Annotated in this window: 25 protein-coding genes; 16 read left to right on the plus strand and 9 right to left on the minus strand. The window is 73.5% G+C overall.

Annotated elements, in window-relative coordinates; genetic code table 11:
• Nucleotides 1-16 precede the first annotated feature (16 nt).
• The 3 genes from IO30_RS0138350 (at nt 17) to IO30_RS0138360 (ending at nt 4,237) form a co-directional block, all read left to right on the plus strand.
• A complete protein-coding gene (locus IO30_RS0138350) occupies nt 17-472 on the plus strand; it encodes a (2Fe-2S)-binding protein (RefSeq protein WP_031151083.1) in 456 nt (151 codons plus the stop codon).
• Between the two features lie 235 nt (nt 473-707).
• The gene (locus IO30_RS0138355; protein WP_051902849.1) at nt 708-2,225 is read left to right on the plus strand and encodes a helix-turn-helix domain-containing protein; all 1,518 of its coding nucleotides are present in this window, start codon (nt 708-710) and stop codon (nt 2,223-2,225) included.
• 62 nt (nt 2,226-2,287) lie between these two features.
• Nucleotides 2,288-4,237, plus strand: coding sequence for an APC family permease (locus tag IO30_RS0138360; RefSeq protein ID WP_031151087.1), 1,950 nt, complete (start codon nt 2,288-2,290; stop codon nt 4,235-4,237).
• On the opposite strand, the gene IO30_RS0138365 is transcribed toward IO30_RS0138360, so the two are convergent.
• On the minus strand, nt 4,146-5,474 hold the full coding sequence (locus IO30_RS0138365; protein ID WP_051902850.1) for a PucR family transcriptional regulator: 1,329 nt from the start codon (nt 5,472-5,474) through the stop codon (nt 4,146-4,148). The genes IO30_RS0138360 and IO30_RS0138365 overlap by 92 nt on opposite strands.
• A 128-nt stretch (nt 5,475-5,602) precedes the next feature.
• On the opposite strand from IO30_RS0138365, the gene IO30_RS0138370 reads away from it, so the two are divergent.
• Together IO30_RS0138370 and IO30_RS0138375 are read left to right on the plus strand one after the other, a co-directional pair.
• Nucleotides 5,603-6,166 carry a TetR/AcrR family transcriptional regulator gene (locus tag IO30_RS0138370; protein WP_031151091.1) on the plus strand — a complete coding sequence of 188 codons (564 nt, stop codon included), beginning with the start codon at nt 5,603-5,605 and terminating at the stop codon, nt 6,164-6,166.
• Between the two features lie 58 nt (nt 6,167-6,224).
• Nucleotides 6,225-6,845: a DUF6461 domain-containing protein gene (locus tag IO30_RS0138375; protein WP_031151092.1), complete on the plus strand. Its 621-nt coding sequence runs from the start codon at nt 6,225-6,227 to the stop codon at nt 6,843-6,845.
• Nucleotides 6,846-6,859: 14 nt separating this feature from the next.
• On the opposite strand, the gene IO30_RS0138380 is transcribed toward IO30_RS0138375, so the two are convergent.
• Nucleotides 6,860-8,158 (minus strand): M48 family metalloprotease, encoded by a 1,299-nt coding sequence (locus IO30_RS0138380; RefSeq protein ID WP_031151094.1) that lies wholly within the window; start codon nt 8,156-8,158, stop codon nt 6,860-6,862.
• A 369-nt stretch (nt 8,159-8,527) separates the two neighbouring features.
• Here IO30_RS0138380 and IO30_RS0138385 point away from each other — a divergent pair, with 369 nt between their 5' ends.
• The 6 genes from IO30_RS0138385 to IO30_RS0138410 all read left to right on the plus strand — a co-directional run bounded on the left by IO30_RS0138385 (nt 8,528) and on the right by IO30_RS0138410 (nt 15,074).
• Nucleotides 8,528-8,947 (plus strand): hypothetical protein, encoded by a 420-nt coding sequence (locus IO30_RS0138385; protein ID WP_031151096.1) that lies wholly within the window; start codon nt 8,528-8,530, stop codon nt 8,945-8,947.
• A complete protein-coding gene (locus IO30_RS0138390; protein WP_199920957.1) occupies nt 8,944-9,741 on the plus strand; it encodes a transcriptional regulator in 798 nt (265 codons plus the stop codon). Before IO30_RS0138385 ends, IO30_RS0138390 begins: the two co-directional genes overlap by 4 nt.
• A 71-nt stretch (nt 9,742-9,812) precedes the next feature.
• Nucleotides 9,813-10,232: a roadblock/LC7 domain-containing protein gene (locus tag IO30_RS0138395; protein ID WP_037896390.1), complete on the plus strand. Its 420-nt coding sequence runs from the start codon at nt 9,813-9,815 to the stop codon at nt 10,230-10,232.
• Nucleotides 10,233-10,306: 74 nt separating this feature from the next.
• Nucleotides 10,307-10,681: a hypothetical protein gene (locus IO30_RS0138400; protein WP_031151102.1), complete on the plus strand. Its 375-nt coding sequence runs from the start codon at nt 10,307-10,309 to the stop codon at nt 10,679-10,681.
• A gap of 194 nt (nt 10,682-10,875) precedes the next feature.
• The gene (locus tag IO30_RS0138405) at nt 10,876-14,454 is read left to right on the plus strand and encodes a bifunctional glycosyltransferase/CDP-glycerol:glycerophosphate glycerophosphotransferase (protein ID WP_031151104.1); all 3,579 of its coding nucleotides are present in this window, start codon (nt 10,876-10,878) and stop codon (nt 14,452-14,454) included.
• Nucleotides 14,455-14,591: 137 nt separating this feature from the next.
• Nucleotides 14,592-15,074, plus strand: a complete 483-nt coding sequence (locus IO30_RS0138410; RefSeq protein WP_031151106.1) for a VOC family protein — start codon at nt 14,592-14,594, stop codon at nt 15,072-15,074.
• 12 nt (nt 15,075-15,086) lie between these two features.
• Here the strand turns inward: IO30_RS0138410 and IO30_RS0138415 are convergent, their stop codons facing one another.
• Nucleotides 15,087-15,812 (minus strand): SIR2 family NAD-dependent protein deacylase, encoded by a 726-nt coding sequence (locus tag IO30_RS0138415; RefSeq protein ID WP_031151108.1) that lies wholly within the window; start codon nt 15,810-15,812, stop codon nt 15,087-15,089.
• A gap of 168 nt (nt 15,813-15,980) precedes the next feature.
• Between IO30_RS0138415 and IO30_RS0138420 the strand changes: the two genes are divergently transcribed.
• Nucleotides 15,981-16,427: a hypothetical protein gene (locus IO30_RS0138420; protein ID WP_031151110.1), complete on the plus strand. Its 447-nt coding sequence runs from the start codon at nt 15,981-15,983 to the stop codon at nt 16,425-16,427.
• A gap of 73 nt (nt 16,428-16,500) precedes the next feature.
• Entirely contained in the window at nt 16,501-17,379 is an 879-nt protein-coding gene (locus IO30_RS0138425) for a GNAT family N-acetyltransferase (protein WP_031151112.1), read from the plus strand.
• Between the two features lie 107 nt (nt 17,380-17,486).
• Here the strand turns inward: IO30_RS0138425 and IO30_RS0138430 are convergent, their stop codons facing one another.
• From IO30_RS0138430 to IO30_RS0138440, 3 genes are all read right to left on the minus strand, one after another.
• Nucleotides 17,487-17,930, minus strand: a complete 444-nt coding sequence (locus tag IO30_RS0138430) for a subtilase-type protease inhibitor (RefSeq protein WP_031151115.1) — start codon at nt 17,928-17,930, stop codon at nt 17,487-17,489.
• A 251-nt stretch (nt 17,931-18,181) separates the two neighbouring features.
• Nucleotides 18,182-18,640, minus strand: coding sequence for a Crp/Fnr family transcriptional regulator (locus IO30_RS0138435; RefSeq protein ID WP_031151117.1), 459 nt, complete (start codon nt 18,638-18,640; stop codon nt 18,182-18,184).
• Between the two features lie 140 nt (nt 18,641-18,780).
• A complete protein-coding gene (locus IO30_RS0138440; protein ID WP_245234268.1) occupies nt 18,781-19,065 on the minus strand; it encodes a hypothetical protein in 285 nt (94 codons plus the stop codon).
• A 316-nt stretch (nt 19,066-19,381) separates the two neighbouring features.
• Here IO30_RS0138440 and IO30_RS0138445 point away from each other — a divergent pair, with 316 nt between their 5' ends.
• A complete protein-coding gene (locus tag IO30_RS0138445; protein ID WP_031151121.1) occupies nt 19,382-21,325 on the plus strand; it encodes a glycoside hydrolase family 5 protein in 1,944 nt (647 codons plus the stop codon).
• 29 nt (nt 21,326-21,354) lie between these two features.
• Here the strand turns inward: IO30_RS0138445 and IO30_RS0138450 are convergent, their stop codons facing one another.
• Complete coding sequence (locus IO30_RS0138450; protein ID WP_051902851.1) at nt 21,355-21,780, minus strand: hypothetical protein; 426 nt, start codon at nt 21,778-21,780, stop codon at nt 21,355-21,357.
• A gap of 240 nt (nt 21,781-22,020) precedes the next feature.
• On the opposite strand from IO30_RS0138450, the gene IO30_RS0138455 reads away from it, so the two are divergent.
• A complete protein-coding gene (locus IO30_RS0138455; protein ID WP_202205030.1) occupies nt 22,021-24,753 on the plus strand; it encodes a DNRLRE domain-containing protein in 2,733 nt (910 codons plus the stop codon).
• 95 nt (nt 24,754-24,848) lie between these two features.
• Here the strand turns inward: IO30_RS0138455 and IO30_RS0138460 are convergent, their stop codons facing one another.
• The gene (locus IO30_RS0138460) at nt 24,849-25,277 is read right to left on the minus strand and encodes a DUF3224 domain-containing protein (RefSeq protein WP_031151126.1); all 429 of its coding nucleotides are present in this window, start codon (nt 25,275-25,277) and stop codon (nt 24,849-24,851) included.
• Between the two features lie 112 nt (nt 25,278-25,389).
• On the opposite strand from IO30_RS0138460, the gene IO30_RS0138465 reads away from it, so the two are divergent.
• A complete protein-coding gene (locus IO30_RS0138465) occupies nt 25,390-26,439 on the plus strand; it encodes a helix-turn-helix transcriptional regulator (RefSeq protein ID WP_202205029.1) in 1,050 nt (349 codons plus the stop codon).
• Here the strand turns inward: IO30_RS0138465 and IO30_RS46560 are convergent.
• A complete protein-coding gene (locus IO30_RS46560; protein ID WP_051902863.1) occupies nt 26,349-26,921 on the minus strand; it encodes a GNAT family N-acetyltransferase in 573 nt (190 codons plus the stop codon). The two genes, IO30_RS0138465 and IO30_RS46560, sit on opposite strands and share 91 nt — an antisense overlap.
• Between the last annotated feature and the right edge of the window lie 23 nt (nt 26,922-26,944).

The following is a 26,944-nucleotide window of genomic DNA, read 5'->3' on the forward strand; positions in this document are numbered from 1 at the left end:
GATCCAGGAGTACGCCGTGCCCTCGCACACCTTCACCGTCAACGGGCAGAGCGTCACCGTGGACGCCCCCGACGACCTGCCCCTGCTGTGGGTGCTCCGCGACATGCTGGGCGTCACCGGTCCCAAGTACGGCTGCGGAGTCGACGTCTGCAAGGCCTGCACCAGCCACCTCGACGGCAAGGACGTCCGGCCGTGCGTGGTGCCCGTCTCCGCGTGTGCGGGGAAGACGGTGACCACCATCGAGGGGCTGGCCGACGGGGACGAGCTGCACCCCGTGCAGGAGGCCTGGCTCGAACAGGACGTCTCCCAGTGCGGTTTCTGCCAGCCCGGCCAGATCATGGCGGCCGTCGCCCTGCTGAAGCGGACCAGCCGGCCCACCGACGAGGACATCGACGCGATCGCCAACATCTGCCGCTGCGGCACCTACTTCCGCATCAGGGAGGCCATCCGCAGCGCGGCCGCCAAGATGTAGGCGGCGCGGGGCAGCCGGCCTCGCGCGGCCGGCGGGTACACGGAAGGAGCGGCCCGACCCCGGTGCCTCCCCCGTGAACACCGGGGCCCGGCCGCTTGCGGCCAAACCTAGGCGGCCACCGGCCCGTTCGCAGGATTCGGTGTGCCCAGTGTCCGGGAGAGACGGGTTTCACAGCGCACAGTGTGCGGCGGATGATTGAATCGGCGACCCTGGCCCGGACCGGAGGGAGCGTCCCATGCAGCACCGCCACGCCCTGCCGGCGCCCGTGCTCTGGTCGCGCTCCGACGACGTCCTGAGGCTGCACCGGCTCGCCCACAGCGGCGGGTCGGCGGCGCTCCTGGAGTGGCTCGCCGCACGCCTGGGCGGCTGGACCGGGGTGGTGGACACGGTGGAGGCCCGCGGCCCCGGGCTCGCGGTACGGGCCGCGGCCGAGATGAACGCCCGGGGCGTGCGCTCGGCCGTCCTGCACGGCGGCGGCTCGGTGGCGCTGCTGTTCGCGCTGGAGGGCGGCCGCGCGCTGGCCGCCGTACTGGAGCAGCAGCACCATCCGGGCGCCCCGGCGCTCCTCGCGGACGCCGCCGTACCGCTGGCCCTGGTCCTGCGCGCCGAGGAGGCGGGGCGGCGCGAGGAGCGGGCCGCGCTGGCCGAGGCCCGGGCCCGGGAGGCGGTGCTGCACCTGCTGATGAACGGCAGGCTGTCCACGGCCCATCAGATCGCCGAGGCGCTCGGCCCCTCGCTGCCCGAGCCGATGCGCATGTACGTCGTCGAATGCCGCACCGGGAGCCGCGCCGAGGTGACACGGCTCTGCGAGGAGCTGACGGGCGGCCAGGCCTGGATCGTGCGCTGCCCGGTGTACGTGCGCCACCTCATCGTGTTCGTCCCGGCGGGCCTGGCCGCGGCCGCCGCCGACCACGACCCGCTGGCCACGGCCCTGGTGGGCGCGGCCCGGGACTGCGCGGTGGGCGTCAGCGGCGAGCTGTTCCTGCGCGAGGCCCCGGCCGCGTACGGACAGGCCTTCCACGCCCTGGCCGTGGCCCGCGGCCGGGAGGAGCGGCACGCCCGGTTCGGGCCGGGGCCCGAGCTGGCGCTGGCCGCCCACGGCGCGGGGGCGGGCTGGGCCGAGGCCCTCCTCGCGCCCCTGCACGCGTACGAGCCCCGCCGTCCCCAGGACCCGGGCGCGCAGGAGCTGCGCGCCACCGCCCACGCCTGGCTGAACTTCACCTCGCACGCGACCCGGCTGCTGAAGATCCACCGCAACACGCTGGCCGGCCGGCTGCGCCTGATCGAGGCGGTGCTGGGGCTGGAGCTGGCGCGCCTCGCGGACCAGGCGGCGCTGTCGCTGGCGCTGCGGCTGACGCCGGGCGGGGTGCGGCGGGGCGGGGGAGCGGACCCGGGGAGGGGCCCGGCCGCAGTGCCGCAGGGGTCGGAGGCGGCGGACCCGCCGAAGGCGCCGGAGCCGAGGGCGGCCCTCGACGAGGTGCTGCGCGACCCGCGGCTGACCGCCTGGGCGCGGGCGCACCTGGGCCCGCTCTCCGGGGCGGGGGCCCCGCCGGGTGCCCGCGCCACGGTGCGCACCTGGCTGGACCACGACGGTCAACTCGTGCCCACCGCCGCCGCACTGGGCATCTCGGTGCCCGGCGCCCGCAAACGGCTGACCCGTATCGAGGCGGTCCTGGAGCGGTCCCTGCTGCAGTGTCCGAGTACCCGCCACGACCTGTGGCTGGCGCACAGGGCGGAGGAACTCGCCGGGTGACACAGGCGCCCGAAAGGCGCAAGGACCGCAAATCGTGCGCATTCATGCCCGATCATGCCTCAATGAGGCGTATCAATGCGAAACGCGTGCTGGTCGGTGAACCCCTCGACACCGCGCGCCTGGGCGAGACCCTGCTGCCGAAACGGCTCGCACTGCCGATCTTCTGCAGCGACCCCCTCTCCTCGGTGGCCTACGCCACCGAGGAGATCCTGCTGATCCTCGCCCTCGGCGGCGTCGCACTGCTCCACCTCACCTGGTATGCGGCCGCCGCCATCGTCTTCCTGCTGGTGGTGGTCATCGCCTCGTACCGGCAGACCTGCCACGCCTACCCCGGCGGGGGCGGTGCGTACGTCGTCAGCGCCGAGAACCTCGGTCCCACCGCCGCCCTCACCGCGGCCAGCGCCCTCCTCGTCGACTACGTGATGACCGTCGCGGTCTCCGTGGTCTCCGGAGTCTCCGCGATCACCTCCGCCATCCCCTCGCTCAGCCACCACGAAGTGGCCCTGTCCGTCGGCTTCGTGGTGCTGCTGACCCTGATGAACCTGCGCGGGGTGCGCGAGTCGGGGCGGGTCTTCGCGATCCCCACCTACGGGTTCGTCCTCGTCATCTACATCATGTTCGCCTGCGCCGCCGTACGCCTGGCGACCGGTGACACCATCCGCGCCGAATCGGCCCACCTGCCCATCACCGCCGAGAGCACCTACACCGGCCTGGCCCTCGTGCTCCTCGCGATGCGCGCCTTCGCCTCCGGCTGCACCGCCCTGACCGGTGTCGAGGCGATCAGCAACGGCGTCCCGGCCTTCCAGAAGCCCAAGGCCAAGAACGCGGCCAACACCCTGGCCGCGATGGGCGTGCTGTCGGTGACCATGTTCGTGGGCATCACCGCCCTCGCCATGTCGTACCAGGTGCACGTCGCCGAGGACCCCACCGAACTGGGCCTGCCCCCCGGCACCCCGATGTCCACCGCCCTGGCGCAGATCGGCCGCGCCACCTTCGGGAGCTGGCACTTCCTCTTCTACCTGCTCCAGGCCGTCACGGCCGGTGTGCTGATCCTCGCCGCGAACACCGCCTTCAACGGGTTCCCGATGCTGGCCTCGATCCTCGCCAAGGACCGCTACGCACCCCGCCAGCTGTACAACCGCGGTGACCGGCTCGTCTACTCCAACGGCGTCGTGCTCCTCGCGCTCGCCGCGATCGCCCTGATCATCGCCTTCGACGCCGAGCTCACCCGCCTCATCCAGCTGTACATCATCGGGGTCTTCGTCTCCTTCACCCTCTCCCAGTCGGGCATGGTCCGTCACTGGCGCAAGGAGCTCGCCTCGCCCGCCACCGCGCGCGAGGAGCGGGTGCACATCCACCGCCGCCTCGCCATCAACGCGGTCGGCGCCAGCCTGACCGCCCTGGTCCTGGTCATCGTCCTGATCACCAAGTTCACCCACGGGGCCTGGCTGGTCGTCATCGCCATGCCGCTGCTCTTCCTCGGGATGAAGGGCGTACGCCGCCACTACGACCAGGTCGCCCGGCAGGTCGCCGTCGCCCCCGGCACCAGACCGCGCAAGCCCGCCCGCCACCACGTCCTGGTCCTGGTCGCCTCCGTGCACGCCCCGACCCTCAAGGCCCTCGGCTACGCGCAGGCCCTGCGGGCCGACACCCTCACGGCGGTCACCGTCGCGGCGGACGAGGCGGACGCGGCCCGGCTCCGCGAGGACTGGGCCGAGCACGACCCCGGTCTGCCGCTGAAGATCCTGCACTCGCCCTACCGCGAGGTGGTGGGCCCGATCCTGGCCTACGTACAGGAACTGGCCGCGGACCCCTCGACGGACATGCTGTCCGTGGTGATCCCCGAGTACGTCGTGGGCAACTGGTGGGAGCAGCCCCTGCACAACCAGAACGCGCTGCGGCTGAAGGCGCGGCTGCTGTTCATGCCCGGGGTCGCGGTGATCGACGTCCCCTACCGCCTGGAATCGGCGAAGGCCGCGGAGCGGGAGCGCCGGGACGCGGCGCAGCAGTAGCCCGGTCCGCCGGGTCCGGCCCCTGCCCCGGGCGCTTCGCCGCGCCCGCGTCCGCGGCGGCCCGCTGGACCACCGCCGCGTGCGCCAGCGTCAGCTCCACCACGTGCGCGGGGTCGGACAGGGAGCGGCCGGTGAGCTGCTCCATGCGGCGCAGCCGGTTGGAGACGGTGTTGCGGTGGCAGTACAGCCGCTCGGCCGCCCTGGTCGTCGAACCCTGGCAGTCCAGCCAGGTCCCCAGGGTGGTCAGCAGCACCCGGCAGTCCTCCGGCGCCAGCGCCAGCACCGGCCCCAGTACCACCCGGCGCAGCCGGCCCGCGAGTTCGGCCTGGGCCGCGACCAGCGCTGCGGGCAGCCGTTCGTCGAGGAGCACCGTCCGCGGGCCGCCGGCCGGCGGCGCGGTGCGCAGGGCGAGGGCGGCCAGCCGGCGGGCCCCGGCCAGTTCGGCGGGCGCCCGGACCACCGGGCTGATCCCGGCGCGGACCCCGGCCGGGGCGAGGAGTTCCCGTACGGACTCCAGCGGCAGGTGGCCGAGCTCCACCAGGCCGGTCTCCCCGTCGGCGCGGATCCGCCACAGCACGCGCGGGGAGGGGCCGTAGCCGCCCTGGCCGGTGCCCGGACCCGGCCCGGGCGGCAGCGGCGGGCCGTCGCAGGCCACGACGACCACCGCGAAGCGGCCCCGCTCCGGCAGCCCCAGCTGCGCCGCGGCCTCGGGGGCCGCGGGCCCGTCGGCGCCGGACGTCCCGTCGAGTAGGACGTCCAGCAGGGCCGCGCGGCGCTCCCGGTCGCGCTCGCCGCGCCGGGCCTCCGTACGCCGGTACGACTCGGTCACGGCGTCGGTCATCTGGTCCAGCACGTCCCACAGGGCGGTCGCGCCCGGCAGCAGCCGCGGCAGCGCCTCGCGGTCGTGCGCGGCGACGGCCTCGGTCAGCGTCTGCCACAGCAGCCGCCCGCCCCGCCGGTAGGTGCGCAGTAGCGAGGCGAGCGGCAGCCCCTGTTCGGCCCGCAGGGTACCGGTGGCCCGGGCGTCGGAGAGGTCCACCGCGAGCCCGCCCAGGCTGCGGACCAGGCCCTCGACGGCCTGGCGGAGGTTGTGATGGATCCGCTCGCGCAGCTCGGCCCGGCCGAGCAGGGCGGCGTACGAGGGGTCCTCGGCCAGCGTCCGGTCGGCGAGCCGCTCCGCCGCGACGGCCATCCGGCGGTCCAGGTCCTCGCGTATCTCCTCGATGATCCGCTCCATGACGGGCAGCCTGACACGGGGGAGGCGGCACTGGGGAGGGGCCGGACCGCCCGCATCCGCTACCGTGACCTGAGCACTGCACTTGCAGTGCTCACCGTGCCGTACGCACCCATCCCGGGGACCCGACCATGCGCCAGAATCCGCAGCGCCGCGCCGCGCTGCTCGACGCCGCCATCGAAGTGCTCGCGCGCGAGGGCTCCCGGGGCCTGACGCTGCGCGCCGTGGACGCCGAGGCGGGCGTACCCACCGGCACCGCCTCGAACTACTTCGCCAACCGGGCCCAGTTGCTCGTCCAGATCCTGCACCGCACCCGCGAACGGCTCACCCCGGACCCCGCGGACCTGACCGGTCCGCTGGACACCGAGGTGCTCCTCGGACGGCTCCTGGAACGCATGAGGCGCGAGCGCAGCGTGCACATCGCGATGCTGGAGCTCCGCCTGGAGGGCACCCGGCGCCCCGAACTCCAGGCGGAACTCACCGGGTTCCAGGCGGCCGAGCTGGAGGACAACGTCTCCTGGCACCTGAAGGCGGGCCTGCCCGGCGACCGGCAGGGAGTGGTGCTGCTCTACCTCGCCATGCTCGGCCTCGTCGTCGACGACCTGACCGCGCCCGGGCTCCTCGGATCCCAGACGACGGAAGGACTCATTCAGGTGATGGTCGAGCGACTCCTCCCGGAGCGCCCCGCGGACTGACTATCGTGCCGGTGGGGGGAGCACCGACGTCGCGGGGGGAACCGTGGGGGACACGCGGATGGTGGACAGCGCAGGGGACGCGGGCGGCGGCATCCAGTGGCTGGCCGACTGGGACGCGTGGTTCGTGGGCCTGACCTTCGCCCGGGGCATCGGCCCCCGCGAACTCGCCGCGCGGCTCGGCGCGGTACCCGGCTTCGACCCCGGACCGCTGGGCGCCATGGACGCCTGGAGCATGGTCACGGAGACGACGGAGGGCGACGGGGTCGCCCGCGTCGGCAGCTGGGGCGGCTGGTCCTTCGCCGTCGAGCACGGCCTGCCGGCCGGGGCGCAGCGGCTGGCCGAGGTCTCCCGGGCCGGGGCGGAAGCCGTCCACCTCGACCCGCAGCCGGACCATCCGCCCAAGCAGTTCGCGTACGCCAGGGACGGCGAGCTCGTGTGCTGCTTCGGCCTCGGCGAGGAGTGCTGGCGCGGCGGCCACCAGCCGGACTTCCTGCTGCCGGACCTCGTGGCCGCCAAGATCCTCACCCCGGACGGCGCCTGCGCCCGGCCCGAGGACGAACCGTACGACCACCGCGACCGCGACACCCTCGCCGTCCTGGAGCACCGCTTCGGACTGTCCCTGCCGCGGCGCCTGATCCAGGACGCGGCCCTGCCCGCGTACGTCACGTGCACCGGGTAGGCCGCGGGCCGGGCTCAGCCGAACTCGCGGACCACCCGGCGCGCCAGGAGGCCGCGGGCCGGCGCCAGTTCCGCGGCCACGGCCCCCTCCAGGTCCTCGTCGCATACGACACCGGCCGCAAGCGGTCCGCCGGCGGACACGCACAGGCGGCGCAGATGGGTCGGCGGGTGCGTGTCGTCCACGGCGTGCCCGCGCAGGGCGGAGACCCGGCGCAGCCGCTCGTACTCCCGCTCCGGCACGGCCCCGATGTGACCGGCCAGCCGCTCCCACAGTCCCTCCTCGGCCCGGTCGAGGGCCTCTCGGCCGCCCGGGCCGCCCCGCATCCGGGCGGCCGCCGACGCCCGGCGCAGCTCCGAGTGGACGGAGCCGGTGACCAGCAGCCGGTCCATCAGCCCGACGGCGGCCTCGGTGGAACCCGCGCGGGCCGCACTGGCGTCGGCGAGGTACTCCGACCGCTGCGCGTCCCGCAGGGTCAGCCGGTCGAGCAGGAGCAGCAGCCCGTACACGGCCGTCCGCGGCAGGAGGGTCAGGGCGTTCACGAACCGGTCCGTCAGCTGCCGGGGCTCGGTTCGGCCGAGCATGTAGTGCCAGACCGCGAGGGAGTGCAGCGCCCCACTCGTGACCTTCATGTGCCGGACGTCGCCGTGGGCGAAGTGCCCCAGCTCGTGCCCCAGCAGCGCCACCCGTTCCTGCGGCCCCAGCACCTCCCACAGGCCCAGCCCGAGGTCCAGCACCCGGTGCCGCCGGTAGCCGTAGGAGGTCACCGAGGCGTTGGCGTCCCAGGACACCACCACGGCGTTCACCCCGGAGGTCCCGCAGAGCGCCGCGACCTCGTCGATCAGGCCGAACAGCCGTGGCGCGTCCGCCCGGTACAGCACCGGAGCGCCCTCGGGCAGCCTGCCGGGGCGCGGCCGCAGCACCGCCGCGATCCCCAGGAGCAGCACGCCCAGCAGGGGCAGGGCCCCGGCACCCCACCCGAGCACGATCAGCAGGACCCCGGCCGTGATCAGCGCCGCGGTCACCCCGTGGACCAGCAGCGCCACCGCAAGGGCCAGCACCCCCGCCGTGTCCCACCGCCGGTGGGACGCGCCGCCCGCGCCCTGCTGCAGTTCGGCCGCCAGCTGTTCCCCGTACCGGCGCGCGAGGCGCCGCCGGACGGCCGCGAGACGGCCGGGATGCGGATCGGGCGCGCCCGGGTCCACGTTCCAGTCGCACCGCGCGCACCACTCGACGTACCCCTCCTGTGCAGGCACCCCGTTGCCGCACTCCGGGCACGGCCGCGTCGGTGCCGCCACTCCACCGATGGTCTCCATGTTCTCCCTCCCCCCACCGCACCCGGATGCGCCCGGTGGACCGGGCGGCGGGAGCGGTGTCCGGTGATCTTAGGGCGCGGTCCGGCAGCGGCGGCCGGGGGGCCGTCCGGAGCGCCTCCGGCCTGCTGCGCGTGCTCGGTCACGCGTGCGGACACCGGCGCGGAGCGGAGGGTTCCGGACCGCGGACGATCTTCTGCGCCCTTCTTGATCAAAAGTCGTCGTGTTCCGGCCAAGGTGTCACGTGCTTCCGCGCATGTTCCAGCGGAAAATGCCAGAACGCCCTTTCGCAGTGTGGAACTTGAGTAAGTTCCCTCCTGTCGCGCCGTACGACCGTGCACCCCGCACGGTCCGGCCGGGAGGGGAGCCCGAGTGCCCGGGATCGACGAATGTCTGCTCGAAGCCATGGCCCTGCCTGGTGCGCGGGGGGCCGCGCTGGTCGACTGGAGCAGCGGACTGGCCCTCGGCACCGCAGGGGACTCGCCCGTGGGCGACCACGAGACGACCGCCGCCGAGACCGCCGAACTGGCCCGGGCGGCCGCCGAGTACGAGTCCTTCGCCCCGGCCGAGGAGGGCACGGCATCCGGCGGCGGAGCGGGCCAGGGCCTGGGCGGTCCGCCCGTGGAGGACCTGATCGTCACCACCCGCACCGGCTACCACGTGCTCCGATTCGTCGAGACGAGCTTCGACAGCAGCGTCTTCCTGCACCTGTGGCTCGACCGCGCCGAGGGCAACCTCGCCATGGCCCGCCACAGACTCCGCGCACTGGCCGAAGGGCTGGTGCTCAGATGACCGTCCCCACCACCGCTCCGGCCCCCACCGCCGCGATAGCCGTCTCCCCGCTCCTCACCCGGCTCGCCGCCGAGCGCGCCACCGGCGCCCTGCTCCGCGACCGCGGCACCCTCTTCCTCGAAGACGGCCGCATCGTGCACGCCGAGAGCCCGGCCACCCCCGGCCTCGACGTGCTCCTCACCACCGGTGGGGGCCTCGCCCCCGAACGCTGGCGCGAGGCGGTGAACCAGGCCGGCGCCCGCCGCCAGGTCGCCCGGTTCCTCGTCGACAGCGGCGGTCTCGCGGGCGGCGAACTGGAGATATGTCACCTCGCCGCCATCTTCGACGCAGCGTTCTTCGCCCTGTCCCCGGGCAGCGGGCCCTCCCGGTTCCGCCGCGGGGCCACCCACTGGATCGGCTCCGTCCGCTCCGTCCCCGCCGACGCCGTCGAACGTGAGACCCGGCGCCGCCGCGAGCTCCTCGACGCCGTGTGGCCCTACCCGCTCCTGGACACCGCACCCGTGGTGCCCCGGGCCGCCGCACCCGGCCAGACCGTCACCCCCCGCCAGCGGATGCTGCTGGCCCACGCAGACGGCGTGCGCACCCCGGCGGACCTCGCCTGGCTCATGGGCAGACCCGCCTTCCACACGCTGCTCGACGTACGGCGCCTCGCGGCAGCCGGACTCGTGGACACCCCGCACGCGCCGGCCCCCGAGCCGGCCGTGACCCCCCTGCCCGACTGGATGACCCAGGCCCAACCCCCGGACGTGGCGCTGCTCCGCCGGTTACGCGACGCACTGGAGGCAAGCCTGTGAGGCTCCCGCTGCGACCGGTCCTGCGAGCCGACCGCTCCGAGCGGAGACAGCCCGAGAGGAGAAAGGCCGACATGAGTGCGGTGCCCGCCGAAGCGGAGACCGAGATACTCGCCGAGCTCCGCAGGCTGCGGGCCCGGGTACCGCAGCTCACCGGCGCCCTCGCCGCCAGCAGCGACGGCCTGGTGCTCGCCCAGGACAGCGCCGCCACCGAGTCCGAGTCCGTGGCCGCGCTCACCGCGGCCGCCCTCGCCGTGGCCCAGCGGCTCAGCGACAGCACGGGCCAGGGCGCGTTCCGCGAACTGCTCGTGCGCGGAGAGCACGGATACGTCGCCACCTACGCGGCCGGTGACGCGGCCGTCCTCACCCTGATCGCGGAACCGCGCCTGAACGTGGGACGCCTCCACCTGGAGGCCCGCCGCTCCAGCCTGCGCATAGCCGAGCTCATCGACCACACCCTGGGGCGGCGCGGTCCCGAGGCGCCCCCCGGCTGAGCCGGCCACAGACCACCACCCCGGTCCGACCGGACCGGGCACCACCACAGCCCACAGAGAAAGAGGTACCTCCCATGGCCAACGTCGAGACCGCACTCAAGGAAGCCACCACGACCATCGACGGTGCGATCGGCGCCGCCCTGGTCGACTACGGCAGCGGCATGGCCCTCGGCACCATCGGGGGCGGCAAGGACCTCGACCTCGCGGTCGCGGCCGCCGGCAACACCGACGTGGTGCGCGCCAAGGTGCGCACCATGGAGATGCTCGGCCTGAAGGACGAGATCGAGGACATCCTGATCACCCTCGGTGGCCAGTACCACCTCATCCGGCTGCTGAAGGGCCGGGGAGCTGCCGGTTTCTTCCTCTACCTGGCCCTCGACAAGGGCCGCGCGAACCTTGCGATGGCACGGCACCAGCTGAAGAAGATCGAGAACGAGCTGGAGGTCTGACCAGCCATTCCCCCTCGCCGGACCACGTCCGACCGCATCGTCCGGGTGGCGGGCGGCTGAATTCTTTGCCGTCCGCCCCGGCGATCAGCTCCGGTATGACCGGGATAGGGGGATTTTATGAATCCGTTACCGAGTAGGATGCTCTCATCAACTGATCATCGATAAAGCATAAAACGCTGGAGAATCCGCCACCCATGCCCCCGCGCCTGAGCATCGTCGTCCCCGTCTACAACGTCGAGCTCTACCTCGACGAGTGCCTGGAATCCATTGCCGCTCAGACCTTCGAAGACTTCGAGGTCATCCTCGTGGACGACGGGTCCACGGACACCAGCGCCGTCATGGCCAAGGCGTTCGCCGCCAGGGACAAGCGTTTCCGCGTGGTCATGCAGGAGAACGCCGGCCTCGGCGCGGCCCGCAACGTGGGGGCCCGCCACGCCCACAAGGACAGCGAGTACCTGGCCTTCGTCGACAGCGACGACACCATGCCGACGTACGCCTACCAGCGGCTGATCGACGCCCTCGACGAGACGGGCTCGGACTTCGCGGGCGGCAACGTGAAGCGCTTCCGCTCCGTCGGCATGCAGCAGTCCTGGGGCCACCGGGCGGCCTTCGCCAAGACCCAGCTGAAGACCCACATCTCCAAGTTCCCGGCGCTGGTCACCGACCGCACCGCGTGGAACAAGGTCTACCGCCGCACCTTCTGGGACGAGCACGGCTTCCAGTACCCCGAGGGCATCCTCTACGAGGACGCCCCCGTCAGCATCCCGGCGCACTACTTCGCCTCCAGCGTCGACATCATCAGCGACTGCGTCTACCACTGGCGCGTCCGCGAGACCGGCGAGCGCTCCATCACCCAGCGCTCCACCGACCCCGTCTCCCTCATCGACCGCGTGCAGTCGGTACGCCTGGTCCGCGAGTCCCTCAAGGCCAAGCAGGGCGCCAAGTATGAGCGCTACCTCCGCGAATACGACTACAACGTGCTGAGCGAGGAGCTCCCGCTCATCTACAAGTACGTCGGCGAAGGCGGCCCCGACTTCCGCGCCGCCTTCGTCAAGGAGGTCGGCGGCCTCGTCCGCGAGATCGGCACCGGCCCCTGGTCCGACCTGACCGTCGCCGACCGCCTCAAGGCGTACCTGGCCCGCGAAGGCCGTGTCGAGGACTTCATCGCCCTCCAGAACCACCAGCGCGACTACCACTACAGCGTGCCGGTCAAGGGCCTCGCCCGCCCCCAGGCGGACTACCCCTTCCTGCACGGCCGCCCGCCGGTCCCCGCCAAGATCCTCACCCTCGGCCCCCGCGAGCGCCGCGTCGTCAGCCGCCTGGAGCAGGCGGCCTGGGCCGACGGCAAGCTCCTGCTGCGCGGCTACGCCCTGCCCGGCCACCTCGGTGCGGAGAGCCGCATCGGCTCGCGCAAGATGCTGGTCTTCCGCGAGGGAGGCAAGCGCCGCCGCTCCGTCGTCAGCGCCCGCACGGTCGCTTCCCCGATGGCCACCGTGAACGCCCCGCACCTCGCCCTCCGCCATGCCGACTGGGCCGGCTTCACCGCCGTCGTCGACCCCTCGATCTTCCAGTCGGGCGGCACCTGGAACGAGGGCATATGGACCACGTCCATCGCCGTCACCGGCGCCGGCGGCCTGCACCGCGCCCGGCTCAAGGGCGGCGAGCACGACACCGGCCAGAACCCGCCCCCGCACTGGGTAGCCCCGGACGTCCGCATCGTCCCCAGCGTCTCCGGAGCCCTCACCATCCAGGTGGAGAAGGTCCGCGCCCGCGCCCTGGACGTCCGCAAGGCCGGCGACGACGCCCTTGAGATCGCCGGTGAACTCGCCGCCGGGGTCGGCTCCGGAGCCACCCTGCAGGCCGTCCACGTCAGCACCACCGCGGCGCTCACCTTCCCGGTGGAGACCGGCCCGGCCGTCGCAGGCCGGACCCCCTTCACCGTCCGCGTCCCGCTGGCCGAGCTGGCCGCCGTACCGGACGCCGCCTGCGAGCCCGGCGAGTGGACCCCAGAGCCCTGGAGCCTGTCCGTGCTCGCCGCCGACGGCACCGAGCACCGCCTGGTCCACGACGAGCGCGGCGGCTTCACCGGCCTGGTCATGGCCCTGCCCGGCGCCGACGCCGGCCGTTCGCTCTTCGCCAAGCGCGGGAACACCGGACACCTGACCCTCTCCGTCCAGCCCTCGCCCCCGCTGGTCGACGCCGTCGAGGCCAAGGACGGCGCCGTGACCCTGCGGGGCCGCTTCCTCGCCCCCACCGACGAGCCCTACGAGCTCGTCCTGCACAACGTGCACGGCGTCGAGTTCAGCTACCCGGTCACCCGTGACGCAGACACCTTCACGACCACCTTCGAGCCGGTGCTCCCCGAGGCCTACGCGGGCCGCACGACCCTTCCCGAGGGCCGCTGGTGGCCCACGCTGCGCCCCGTCGCCGAGGGCGGCACCACCGCCGGCCTGCTCGGCGTCGACCGCGGCGCCCCCGTGCAGATGGGCCCCGGCATGCTCTTCGCCGGCCCGCACCCCTTCACCACGCACGGCCGCCGGATGCGGGTCGAGGCACGCTTCTACGACCGCATGGTCCTCGTCTCCGACCCGCTGCTGAGCCCGCACGACCGCTCGAACTACGCCCAGCGCACGGCCCGTTTCGAGACCTACCCGGCGCAGCGTGCCCTGCCGGTCAAGGACGTCGTCGTCTACGACGCCTTCCAGGGCACCGGCGCCGGCGACTCCCCGCGCGCCATCCACGAGGAGCTGCTGCGCCGCGGGGAGAAGCTGGAACACGTCTGGCTGGTCCGCGACGGCCGCGCCGAGGTGCCCGCGACCGCCCGCGCGGTGCAGTACGACAGCGTGGAGTCCTGGGAGCTGCTGGCCCGGGCCCGCTACTACGTGGTCAACTCCAACGTGCCGCGGAACTTCCTGCGCCGTCCCGGCCAGACCGTCGTCCAGACCTGGCACGGCACGCCGATCAAGCAGATCGGCCACGACTTCGTCCACGACTACTACACGAGCCCCGAGGTCCTGGAGGGCCTGGAGCACGACAGCGCCCAGTGGACGCTGCTCGCCTCTCCGAGCTCGTACGCCACGCCCGTGCTCAAGCGCGCCCTCGGCTACCAGGGCGAGGTCATCGAGTCCGGCGCCCCCCGCACGGACGCGCTCGTCCGGCCCGACGCGGAGCGGATCGCGGAGGTCAAGCGCCGGCTCGGCCTGCCCGAGGGCAAGAAGGTCGTCCTCTACATGCCCACGTGGCGTGAGAACTGCGAGGGCTGGTCCGGCGGCTACAAGCTCGACCTGCGGATCGACCTGGACGCGGCCCGCCGCGAGCTCGGCGAGGACCACGTCCTGCTGGTCCGCGGCCACCACAACGTGGGCGAGCAGGTCCGCGACAACGTCCGCGACGGCTTCGTCGTCGACGTCTCGCGCTGGCCCGACGCCACGGACCTGCTGCTCGTCGCCGACGTGCTGATCTCGGACTACTCCTCCGCGATCTTCGACTTCGCGCTGACCGACCGGCCGATCCTGCTCTTCACGTACGACCTCCAGCACTACCGCGGCACGCTGCGCGGCTTCAACTTCGACCTGGAGGAGAAGGCGCCCGGCCCGCTGCTCGCGGACTCGGCGAGCCTGGTCGAGGCCGTCCGCAACGCGGACGCGGTCGGGGAGCAGTACGCCGAGGCGCGGGCGGCGTTCCGCGCGGAGTTCTGCGACCTGGACGACGGCGAAGCCACGAAGCGGGTCGTCGACCGGATGCTCGGCGTGACCGGGTCCTCCGCCAAGTGACCCGTACGAGGTAATTCCAGGCTGGACACGGACCGGCCCCGGGCCCACCGATGAATTTCGGGCCCGGGGCCGGTCTGTATGTGAGGGACGGGGTCCACCACCGCGGATCCGTCCGTCGCACTCGCCTGGAGGCAGCCATGACCAGCAAGGGTTTCACCACGTGCCTGTGGTTCGACGGGGACGCGGAGGCCGCCGCGGACTACTACCTGTCGGTGTTCAAGGACGGCAGGCTGGGCCGGATCGGCCGTTACACCGAGGCGGGTCCGGGCCCGGCCGGTGAGGTCATGGTCGTCGAGTTCGAGATCAACGGGCAGCAGTTCATCGGACTCAACGGCGGCCCCCAGTTCCCCTTCACCGAGGCCGTCTCCTTCCAGATCCGCTGCGCCGACGACGCGGAGGCCGACTACTACTACGAGGCGCTCACCCGCGACGGCGGCCAGGAGTCCGCCTGCGGCTGGGTCAAGGACAAGTTCGGGGTGTCCTGGCAGGTCACCCCGGAAGAGGCCATCGAGCTGATCGCCGACCCCGACCCGGAGCGGGCCGCCCGGGCCGCCGCGGCCATGCTGAAGATGAAGAAGCTGGACGTGGCCGAGATGCGGCGCGCGGCCGACGGCCGGTAGGGCCGCCCCGCGTCACCCGGCGAGGCTGGCCAGCAGTGCGGGCAGGGCGGTCCCGATCGGCTCGCGCACGACCTCGTCGGCGAGCGCGTCGTACGGGGTCTCCTCCGCGTTCACGATGATCAGGCGGGCCCCGGCCTCCGCGGCCATCCCGGCCAGCGAGGCCGCGGGCTGCACCTGGAGCGTCGAGCCGACGGCGACGAACACCTGGCAGCCCTTGGCCACGGCCATCGCCTGTCCCAGCACGACCGGGTCGAGCCGCTCGCCGAACATCACGGTCGCCGGCTTGAGGATCCCGCCGCAGCGCAGGCAGGCGGGATCCGGCTCCCCGGCCGCGACCCGGGCCAGGGCCCCGGCCATCTCCGACCGGTCGTGGCAGGCGGTGCACACCACCGAATGGGCGGTGCCGTGCAGCTCGAAGACCTTGCGCGCGGGCATTCCGGCCATCTGGTGCAGCCCGTCCACGTTCTGCGTGATCACCCGCACCGGGGTCCCGCCGCGCTCCAGCCCGGCCACCGCCAGGTGCGCCGCGTTGGGCTGCGCCCCGAGCGCCCCGACCTCGGCCCGCATCAGCCAGGACCGGCGCCGGATCTCGGGATCGGCCATGTAGTACGCGTAGGTCACGAGCTTTTCGGCGTCCGGCTCCCGCCGCCACAGTCCTTGCGGACCCCGATAGTCCGGAATCCCGGAATCCGTGGACATTCCGGCCCCACTGAACACTGCTACGAGCGGCTTCCCCATGTCGCGAGCCTACGAAAGCGCCCCCGTCGGCCGCGACCGTATTACCCGCCGGTCACGGCACGTCCGGCGCGGCCGGAGGGGCGTTCCTGCGGTGAATCGGGCCTCCAGTGGAGTGAGATCCGCGCGGGGTCCCTCCCGTGGGCCGGGCAGGCGGGTACAAACCGGTGCATGAAGCTCATGCCGTACAGCCTCGGTGTCCTGTCGCTGGCCCTGCTCGCGCTGCTCGCTCCGCCTTCCGCGGCCGTCCCGGGAGCGGATCCCACGACCGCCGCGGCACCCGGAGCGGCCACGCGCCAGCACACGGCCTCCCAGATCGGCACCTTCCTGACCACCTTCTACGGTGATCACGGCCCCTCCGCCTTCGACCGCCGGTACCGGATCTCCTCGGTGCTCCAGGAGCGGCAGGTGCTGAGCCCGGACGGTGACGTCCTGCTGTGTGCGCAGAACCAGCCGAAGGACATCGGCATCGGGCCGGTGACGGTGGCCCAGCTGGCGGGCGTCGGCTGGGCCACCGTCACCACGCACTGGGAGGCGGGCGTCACCGACACCTTCACCGCGTACGTGCGCCTGGACTCCCGGCCCATCCGGCTCGACGACGTGATCTGCGCGGGCTGACCGGCCCCACCGTCCCCCGCCGGCCGGACAGGGCTTCCTGTGCGCCCGGTGGGCATCTGGTACAACACCGGACATGAGGGGATTCGAGATCACCGGTGCCGGCGGCGCCGACATGGAGACGATCCGCGCGTGGGCCGAGGAGGAGGGCTGGAACCCGGGGGACTCGGACCGCTTCGCCTTCGCGGTCGCCGACCCGGCGGGCTTCCTCGTCGGCCGGCTCGGCGGTGAACCGGTGGGCTGCATCTCCGCCGTGCGCTACGGGGCCGGGTTCGGTTTCATCGGTTTGTACATCACCCGTCCCGAGGTCCGCGGCCAGGGGTACGGGATCCAGCTGTGGCGCGCCGGGATGGAACGGCTCGGCGGGCGGCTGGCCGGGCTCGACGGGGTGGTCGCCCAGCAGGACAACTACCGAAAGTCCGGGTTCCGTCCGGCCTGGAACAACGTCCGCCACGAAGGCGTCCCCGAAGGCGTCCCCGAAGGCGCCGGACCCGGCGGCCGCGCCGGCGGCGGGCCGGGCGGGGTGGAGGTGGTGGACGCGGCCTCGCTGCCCTTCGGCCGGCTCGCCGCCTACGACCGGCGGTTCTTCCCCGCGGAGCGCGACGCCTTCCTCTCCGCCTGGACGGGCCTGCCCGGGCGGACGGCGCTGGCCGCGGTCCGCGACGGGGTCGTCGAGGGGCTCGGCGTGGTCCGCCCGTGCAGCGGAGCCTCCCGGATCGGTCCGCTGTACGCCTCCGGCCCCGAGATCGCGGCCGCCCTGCTGCGGGCGCTGGCGGCCCGCGCGCCCGGCGGCCTGATCGCCCTGGACGTGCCCGACGCCAACCCGCGGGCCACCGCCCTGGTCACCGGCCTGGGCCTGGAGCCGACCTTCGAGACCGCCCGGATGTACACCGGCCCGGCTCCGGCGACGGACCTGGCCGGGCTGTACGGGGTCACCAGCCTCGAACTGGGCTGACGGCAGGTCAAGGAGGAGCCGGGACAGGGGCGGAGCCGGGCGACCGGAAGGGCCGGCCGGCGGCTGCGTGCCGTCGGCCGGCCCCGGGTGAGGCAGGTGACTTCAGGTCAGAAGTCGAACAGTATGCCGGAGCTGCTGCGCAGGCCGCACGGATTGCCGAAGGTGTGGGCGTAGCTCAGCCGCCGCCCCTCCCACACCCCGTCGGCCGTCACGGTCATCGGATTCCACTCCCTGGTGCACGCGACGTCGGGGGCGGGTTCGGTGAGCACGTCCAGCCGGTCGGCGCTGGCCCGCAGCTCGGTACACGCGGCGACGGGGTCCGGGTGAGTGCCGCCGGGCGTCGGTGCGCAGACGAGGGTCACTGCGCGCAGCACCGTACCCGCCTCGGCGTCGTCCCCGGCCGTCACGGCGAGCACGAGGGCGGACGGCGCGTACAGGCTCGCCGTGCCCGAGGGTGCCGCTCCGGCCGTTCCGGGCCAGGCCAGCGCGGTGAGCGCGGTGAGCGCCATGGCGGCGGAACCGAGCCCGAGACCCCTTGCGATGGACCGCATTTCGAACACTCCCTTGGGTGGATGTTTCGGATAGCGGACAGAGTCTTGCCCACGCGGCCCGCGAACGCCCGTTCCCACCCCCATTTCACGTCACTCATCGTGTCCGCATGAGTGCAGACCGCAGCGGTGCGGGAGCGCTGACCTGTGGGGGAGCGGAGGGGCGAATCGGCCGAACACCACCCTGGAAACCGGTTTGAGACGCGCCGGAAACCCCTCAGAAACGGCAGCGAGGGGCCTCCGGGGCCTCCCCGCTAGCGAGCGGCGAGGCGCGGGGCGTACAGGTCCAGCAGCCGGGTGCGGGTCTGCTGCAGCCGCAGGGCCAGGACGCGCCCCACCCAGTGCCCCACCGCGGAACCGAAGGCCGGGTCGGCGTCCATGAGCATCCGGATGCCCGTCGCGTCGAACTCGTAGGCCCGCACCGGTGTCATCGCCTCGGCGCTCAGCTGCCACACGTACGGAGGGAACAACCAGGACCAGCCGACCAGCTCACCGGAGCCGAGGTTCTCGACGGACGCGGGCCGCCGGCCCGGCACCGGTATCTGCAGGGTCACGGTGCCGGAGCGCACGATCCAGAAGGATTCGGCTGCGGAGCCCTCGTCGAAGATCCGCGCGTTCTCCGGGAAGTTGACCTCGCGGGCCTGGGACATGAGCCGTCCACGATGCTCCGTGGACAGGACGGCGGCGATCCGGACGGGAGAAGGTGTGCTCACGACGGCCTCCGATCACGACCCCCCACGAAGCTCCTGCTCCCCCCAGTGTCGCCGACGACCGCCCGAACGAGGGCGGACGGGAGCCGCCGGTTTCCGCTTGACAACTCCGGGGGGTGCCGAGCGGATCATGACCGGGCCCGCTACTCCTCGGCGTTCGCCTCCAGACAGGCCAGCTCCATCGCGTCCAGCACCGCCTCGTGGCTGCGCCGGCTCAGCTCGGCCACGTTCTCGATCTGCGCCGTCGTCCACGAGGCCAGGGTCATGACCAGCACCCGCAGCCCGTCGGTGCCGTGCTCGGCCAGGATCGCGTCGGCCACGAGCATGGCGTCCTCCGGCACCTGCTCGGGCGGCTCCAGGCCGACCAGACCGCGCAGCATGGTGAGGGTGCGGCGGGATATCTCCGGCGTCATCCTCGCCAGTCGCATGTCCTCTTCCTCGTCCATCCGCCCCGCCCTCCGGTGCCCTCGACGATCCCCCCCAGGGCACGGTAGAGGGGCGCGGGCGCGCGCGGGGCGCTTTCGCCGGTTCGCCGGGTGCCACGCGATGTGCTCCCCACGTCGGCGCCGTGCCCGTGGGACGGGGTCCGTGCACATGCCCGTGGACGGGCCTGCGGACGGGTCCGCGGACGGGCCCGCCGACGGGCGGGAAAGTGCCCCGGCACATCGCTTCCGCCGCCACGGACCGCCCGGTAACTTGTGCGCGGCACGGCCGCCGGGCCGGCCTGAGCCCGGCAGGAGTGGGATGAAGAACCTCTTACGTACGGTCCTGGCAGCCCTGCTGTTCCTGGCAGGCGCCCTGCCCGCGCAGGCAGCAGCTCAGACGGCTCAGACAGCTCAGGCCGTCCCGGCGGCCCCTGCGGACGCCGTCGCTGCCACCGGGCAGGAGCAGTGGACCCCGCCGCTGTCCACCCGCGGCCGGTACATCGTGGACGCCCGGGGCAACCGCTTCCGCCTGCGCTCGGGGAACTGGGACGGCGCCCAGGGCTCCTGGAACGGCTCCGGCGACCGCAACGACCCCGCCGCCCACCACAGCGGCCAGAACTCCCACGGCATCCCCATCGGCCTGGACCGGGTGCCCCTGCCCGCCCTGCTCGCCGACTTCCGGGCCCTCGGCCTCAACAGCATCCGGCTGCCCTTCTCCAACGAGATGCTCCGCACCACCACCCCGGTCCCGGACGCAGCCGTGGCCGCCAACCCGGCCCTGCGCGGCCGCACCCCGATCCAGGTCTACGACGCCGTGGTCACCGCCCTCACCGAAGGCGGCTTCGCCGTCATCCTCAACAACCACACGGTCACCACCCGGTGGTGCTGCGGCCTCGACGGCAACGAACGCTGGAACAGCTCCGGCCGCTCCACCGCACAGTGGGCCGACGACTGGGTCTTCCTCGCCCGCCGCTACCGGGACAACCCGCGCGTCGTGGGCGCCGACCTCTACAACGAGGTCCGCCGCGACGTCCTCGACGACCCCAACTGGGGCCTCGGCGACCAGCACGACTGGCACGCGGCCGCCCAGGAGGCGGGCGACCGCATCCTCACCGAGGCCAATCCGAACCTGCTCATCGTGATCGAGGGCATCAACTGGACCGGCCTGCCCGTGGACGGCTTCCCGCACGGCCGCCCCACCCTCACCCCGGTACGCGCCCTCTCCCACACCCTCACCGTCTCCGGCAAGCTCGTCTACTCCGCCCACTTCTACGGCTACACCGGCCCGCGCCACAGCGGAGCCACCGGCATCGGCGAGACCAGCGACCTGCGTTACCAGGACATGCCCCGGACCCAGCTCGAACAGACCCTGTACGACCAGGCCTTCTTCGTCTCCGCCGAAACCGGCGCGCACTTCACCGCCCCCGTCTGGATCAGCGAGTTCGGCATCGGCGCCGACGAGAACGGCACCCTGCCACGGGCCTGGTTCGGCAACCTCACCGGCCATCTGACCGCCGCCGACGCGGACTTCGCGTACTGGCCGCTGGTCGGCTGGAGCACCACCGCTCAGGGCGCGCCCGGCGGCGACAGCTGGGCCCTGCTGCGTTACGGCGCCACCGGGCTGCGCTCGGGCGTACTCGATCCGGGCGACTGGCGCACCGGGCCCTGGACCGGGCTCGCCGCCACCCCCGGCCGCACCGGACCCGTACCCGCCGCCCCCGCCTGGCACCAGCTGACCACGGACCACCGCGACCACAACGCCTCGCTGCTCACCCGGGCCGCCGGTGACTGGGACAGCGGGGCCCGCAAGGCCGTCTGCCCCGACGGCTCCGGCCTGGCCGGACTCAGCCACACCGGGGGCCGCGGCCTGTGCGCCACCTCCGGCCTGCGCGCCGCCACGGGCGGGAACACCGTCGTGCGCGACGAGGCGTACGTGCCGCCCGGCGGGGACTGGGCGGGCGGCTACACGAAGTTCCAGTGCCCGGCGGGCCAGTTCCTGACCGGCTACAGCCTGCGGGGGCAGCGGGTCTCGGCCGCGCTGTGCGCACCGGCCCGCAGCGCCCTCCCGGCGGGCGGGCGCACCGTCTGGTTCGACCGCGGGGACAACCGCCCGCCGGGAGGCCCGGGCGCGGACTTCGCCTCCGGGCACTACAAGGGCCAGTGCCTGCCCACCGAGTACGCGGCGGGCATCGCCTTCACCACCCGCGCCGCTGCCCGGCCCTCCCCGGCGGCCCTGCTCTGCCGGCCCCTCCCGGGGGCGTGACGGGAGCGGTGCCCCCGCCGTCCGCGGCGCTACGCCGGGAGTTCGCCCCAGGCTCCCGGCGGGCTCGGCCGGGCGTCCGGGAACCAGCGGCGGACCTCGTCCAGGACCCACGGGTCGACGCTCCTTACGTCCCAGCTCGTGCCGTCGAACTCCTGGAGTTCCAGCACGAGCCGGCCGTCCGCGTCGTAGCCGTCGTAGTTGCCGTCGACGAACTGCACCTCGGGCGTGACCAGGGCCAGCAGCCGCAGGGTCCCGATGCCGTGGCGGGCCGTCGCCCATTCGTGCGACGGGATCCAGCCGTGGGGCGCGTCCGGGAGGTCGACCTTCCAGGTGAGCCCCAGCCCGAAGGAGCCCAGGCGGACGAGGAGCTCCGCCAGGGGCACGTACCGCGGGGGCGGTCCGGGACGCCAGGCGGCGAAGGTCAGGGACGGGACGGGGGACGGGGCGGCCGTCACCGGGGTACGGCCGGTGCGCCGTGCGGGTACTTCATGCTTCCCATGCCCCCCGGGATCTGCGTACGGACCGGATCAATTTGGTATCCGATACGTCAAGTGTGATGAACGCAACGAAGAACCACTCTAAGGTGCGCCCGTATGCATGGATGCAGACGATTGTCCGTCTGATTTCAGCCATGCCCGACAGCGGTCGCGAACCAGCAGGCGACACGGCCGCCCGCACACCGAACTGGGGGGTTCATGCGTAGATCCAGAGGGCTGGCGACCGCTCTCGCCCTGTCCCTGGCCGGAACCGGCACCGTCATCGGCGTCGGCCTCGTCCCGCAGGCCGCGGCCGTCACCCCGCCCGTCGCCTTCACCGCCGACCCGCTCCCGACCTGGCAGCCCAACGGCGTCGTCTGGGCCCTCGCGGAAGCCGGCGGCCAGGTCTTCGCCGGCGGCACCTTCTCCGCGGTACGGCCCCCCGCGGGCGGCGGCGGCAGCGAGCAGCCGGCCGTGAACTTCGTGGCGCTCGACGCCGCGACCGGTGCGCCGACCTCCTGCAAGCTGTCCTTCACCGTCGGCAGCGGCACCGCGACGGTCCGCGCGCTCACCCTCTCCCCGGACAAGGAGACCCTCTACGCGGGCGGCTACTTCGGCGCCGTGAACGGCACCCCCGTCTCCAGCCTCGCCGCCGTGGACGTGGCCACCTGCACGGTGAAGACCGGATTCCGGCCCGCCTTCGCCGCCACCGTCCGCGCCCTCGCCGTCACCGGCGACACCGTCTACGCCGGCGGTGACTTCCTCACCGTCGCGGGCCAGCAGCGCGAGCGCTTCGCCGCGGTGGACGCCACCGACGGGACGCTGAAGCCCTTCACCGCGAACGCCGACGAACCCGGCCGCGCCGTCGAGGTCACCCCGGACGGCAGCAAGGTGGTGCTCGGCGGAGACTTCTTCACCGTCAACGGCACGAACACGCACGCCCTGGCCGTCGTCGACGCCACGAGCGGCTCCCTCACCAGGTCCTACGCCGGCTTCATCGAGACCAACTCGGTCGTCAAGGACATCGCCACCGACGCCACCGGCTTCTACACCGCCAACGAGGGCACGGGCGGCGGCGTCTTCGACGGCCGGATCGCCCTGAACCTCAGCGACTTCGGCCAGCGCTGGCGCGACACCTGCCTCGGTGCCACCCAGGCCGTCCTGCCGTACCAGAGCGTCCTCTACAGCGCCTCGCACGCGCACGACTGCTCCAGCGTCGGCGAGTTCCCCGACGGCCAGCGCCACCACCTGCTCGCCCAGCCGACCACCGGAACCGGCAAGCTGGGATGGGCCCCCGACACCAACGACGGCATCGGTGAGGGCATCGGCCCGCGCGTGATGAGCATCGGCTCCAAGGCCGGCGTCCAGTACCTGTGGGTGGGCGGAGAGTTCACCACCGTCAACGGCGCGGCCCAGCAGAGCCTGACCCGCTTCGCCTCCACCGGGGACACGGGCGCACCCACCGTGCCCGTCGCGAGCGCGGTCAGCTTCAAGCCTGGAGAGGTCCAGGTGCGCTGGCGCACCAGCCTCGACCTGGACGACAGCGCGCTGACGTACAAGATCTACCGCAACGGCGCGGCCACACCGATCGGCACGGTCACGGCCGACTCCCTGTTCTTCCGGCGCCCGCAGGCCTCCTGGACCGACACCACCGTCGCACCGGGCCAGTCGTACACCTACCGGGTCACCGCGACCGACGCCGCGGGCAACGTCAGCGCCCAGTCGGGGACGGCGAGCGTGACCGTCCCGACCTCGGTGGACGCCTACCCGAACGCGGTCCGCACCGACGGCGCCCAGCAGTACTGGCGCTACGACGAGTCCGCACTGCCCTTCGTCGCCGACTCCTCCACGGGCGGCACCTCCAGCGGTGTCCACCACAACGCCCCCGCCCTGCGCCAGACGCCCGGCGCCGTCACCGGAGCGAGCACCGCGATCGGCCTCAACGGCACGGACACCCAGGTGTACGGGGACCGCCGCCAGACGGTGGGCAGCAGCTACAGCGTCGAGACCTGGTTCAAGACCAACACCACCCGCGGCGGGAAGCTCATCGGCTTCGGGAACAACCAGGCGCGCGGCAGCAGCAACTACGACAAGCACGTCTACATGACCAACAACGGCAGGCTGGTCTTCGGCGTCTACACCGGAGCCACCCGCACCATCACCACCGCCGCCGCCTACAACGACAACCAGTGGCACCACGTCGTCGCGACCCAGGGCCCCGGAGGGATGACCCTCTACGTGGACGGCGTCCAGCGCGGCACGCTCAACGTCACCACCCACGAGAACTTCGCGGGCTACTGGCACGTGGGCGGCGACAGCCTCGGCGGCTGGCCGGCCCGCCCGACCAGCGAGTACTGGGCGGGCCAGCTCGACGAGAGCGCCGTCTACCCGACCGTCCTGGGCGCCGCCCAGGTGCAGAACCACTACGCCCTCGCCTCCGCCCCGGCCGACTCGGTCGTCCAGGTCACCGCGGCCGAGGACACCTACGCCAACGCCGGTGCTCCCGGCACCAACTACGGCACCTCCGGCTCCCTCGCCGTACGGGGCACCTCGTTCTACGCGAGCTACCTCCGCTTCGACCTGCCCGCCGCACCCGCGGGCACCGTGCTGAAGTCGGCGACGCTCGGGGTCAAGACGAGCACCATGGCCGGCGCCGGAACCGCGGACACCGTCTCCGTGGTCCCCGTCACCGGACCGTGGACGGAGGGCACCACCACCTACGCCAACCGTCCCGGCCTCGGCTCCCCGGCACTCGGCACCTTCGCCGGCATCCCGGACGGCTCGGCCGTGCACACCACCGGGCTGACCACAGCGACCGTCGCCGCGGCCCTCGGCGGCAGCTACGCGCTCGCCCTGAGCAGCACCGGTACGGACGCCCTGTGGCTGTGGTCCTCGGAGGCCCAGGCGGCCGAAGGGACCCCGCAGCTGACGCTGACCTTCGGCGCGCCGTGACCTGCGGCTGAGGCCGGTACGGCAGGAGGGGCGCGGGCCTTCGGGCTCCGCGCCCCTTCGCGTCTGCGCGTGCGCCGCCGCGCCCCTGGGGCCCGTCAGCTCACCGCGTACGTGAATTCGTACGCGACCGAAGGGTCGCCGTGACGGCTGGTGAACCCTCCGGTGCCCGTCAGGCCCGCCAGTTCGCCGGTGGCGGAGCCGGGCACCACCTCGAACCGGCAGCGCGTACCGGTCCCGTCGAAGCTGCCGCGCTCCTCCAGCAGGAAGCTGCCGTGACGCCCGTCGACGCTCCCGGACACCAGCTCCATGCCGGCGAAGCTGCCGGTGCTCTCCCCGGTGTAGGCGACCGTGTACGCGCAGAGCGTGCCGGAGGCCTCGATCCCGCCGGTGAAGGCGTTGGTGACGCGGGCGTGCGCGAGCCGGGGAGCGGCCCCGGACGGCCCGATCGGCTTCTCCTCCCAGTCGGCGAAGGTGAAACGGCCCCCGGTGCGTACGGATCCGGGTGCTGGAGTGGATGTGGGCACGGTTGTCCTCCCGGCAGGCCGGACGGTCGCGTCCGGCGGTTCATCAGGCTGTGCCCCCAGGCTGGCAGCCGTACCTGACACCTGCTGTCAGGTACGCGGGATCATGGGTGCCATGCGCGCCGACCGGCTCCTCTCCCTGCTCCTGCTGCTCCAGAACCGTGGCCGGATGACCGCGCCCGAACTGGCCGAGGCCCTGGAGGTGTCCGTGCGCACCGTCTACCGGGACGTCGAAGCCCTGGGCGCCGCCGGGGTCCCCGTCCACGCCGACCGCGGCCCGGCCGGCGGGTACCGGCTCCCCGACGGCTACCGCACCCGCCTCACGGGCCTCACCGACGACCAGGCGGCCTCCCTCTTCCTCACCGGGGTGCCGGGTCCCGCACAGGACCTCGGCCTCGGTGCGGACCTGGTCGCCGCCCAGCTGAAGTTGCAGGCCGCGCTCCCCGCGGCGCTGGCCGGACGGGCCCGCCGGATCCAGGACCGCTTCCACCTGGACGCACCCGCCTGGTTCCGGGACGCGGACCCGGTCCCGTACCTCGGGCAGATCGCCCGGGCGGTCTGGGACCAGCGCGTCCTGCGCACCTGCTACGGGCGCCCGCGCGGCGAGGTGCACCGCGAACTGCATCCCCTCGGCCTGGTCCTCAAGGGCGGCATCTGGTACCTCGTGGCCCGGTCCGGGGACGCCGTGCGCACCTACCGGGTCGGCCGCTTCCTGACGGTGGACACCACGGAGGAGGGCTTCGAGCGGCCCGCGGACTTCGCCCTCGCCGCCCACTGGCAGGGATCGGTCGGCCGCCTGGACGTGGCGCGCCGTCAGCAGAGCGCCGAACTGAGCCTCTCGCCGCGGGGACAGCGGCTGCTGCCGATGCAGTTCGGCGCCGCGGGCGTACGGGCCCTGGCCGAGGCGGACCCCGACGGCGCGGATCCCGGGGGCTGGGTGCGGGTCCGGCTGGACGTCGAGTCCACGGCCCTCGCCGTCGGGGACCTGCTCCGGCTCGGCACCGAGGCGGAGGTGCTGGGCCCGCCCGAACTGCGCAGTGCGGTCGCCGCTACGGCGGCAGCCCTCGCCGCCCGCTACGGATGCGGGGCGGACCCGTCCGCGGATCCGCCCACGGAATCGTTCGCGGATCCGCCCACGGACTCCCAGCGGACCTCGCCGTCCTGACGGTGCGGGGTCGGCCGGAGCCCGCAGGCCTCGGCCACGGCCGCCGAAGCAACGTGCCCGGGGTGGACGTGCGCGAGGATCCGGCCGACCGGGAGCTCCCGCAGCCAGCCCGTCAGCGCCCCCGCCGCCTCGGCGGCGAAGCCCCGGCCCTGCCACGCGGTCCCGACGACCCAGGCCACCTCGGCGTGTTCGAGGTCCGCGGCGACGGTGGCCTGGACGGTACCCACCAGCTGCCCGCCGTCGCGCAGCCGCAGCACCCAGTTGCACCAGACGGTCGCCGGGTCCGGCGAACCCGCGGCCAGCCGTGCGTACCGGACGCGCAGCGCCCCGGCGGTCGGCGGGGCGCCGCCGATGAAGGTGTGGAGGCCGGGGTCGGCCAGGACGACGGCCATCTCGTCGGCGTGCTCCACGCCCAGCGGGAGCAGGTCGAGCCGGTGCGAGGTGAGGGGGACGGGCCGCACCGCGGAGGCCGCCCCCGACAGCGGCGGGCGGACCTTGGCGGCCG

The organism is Streptomyces xanthophaeus (assembly GCF_000725805.1).
GTDB lineage: Bacteria > Actinomycetota > Actinomycetes > Streptomycetales > Streptomycetaceae > Streptomyces > Streptomyces xanthophaeus.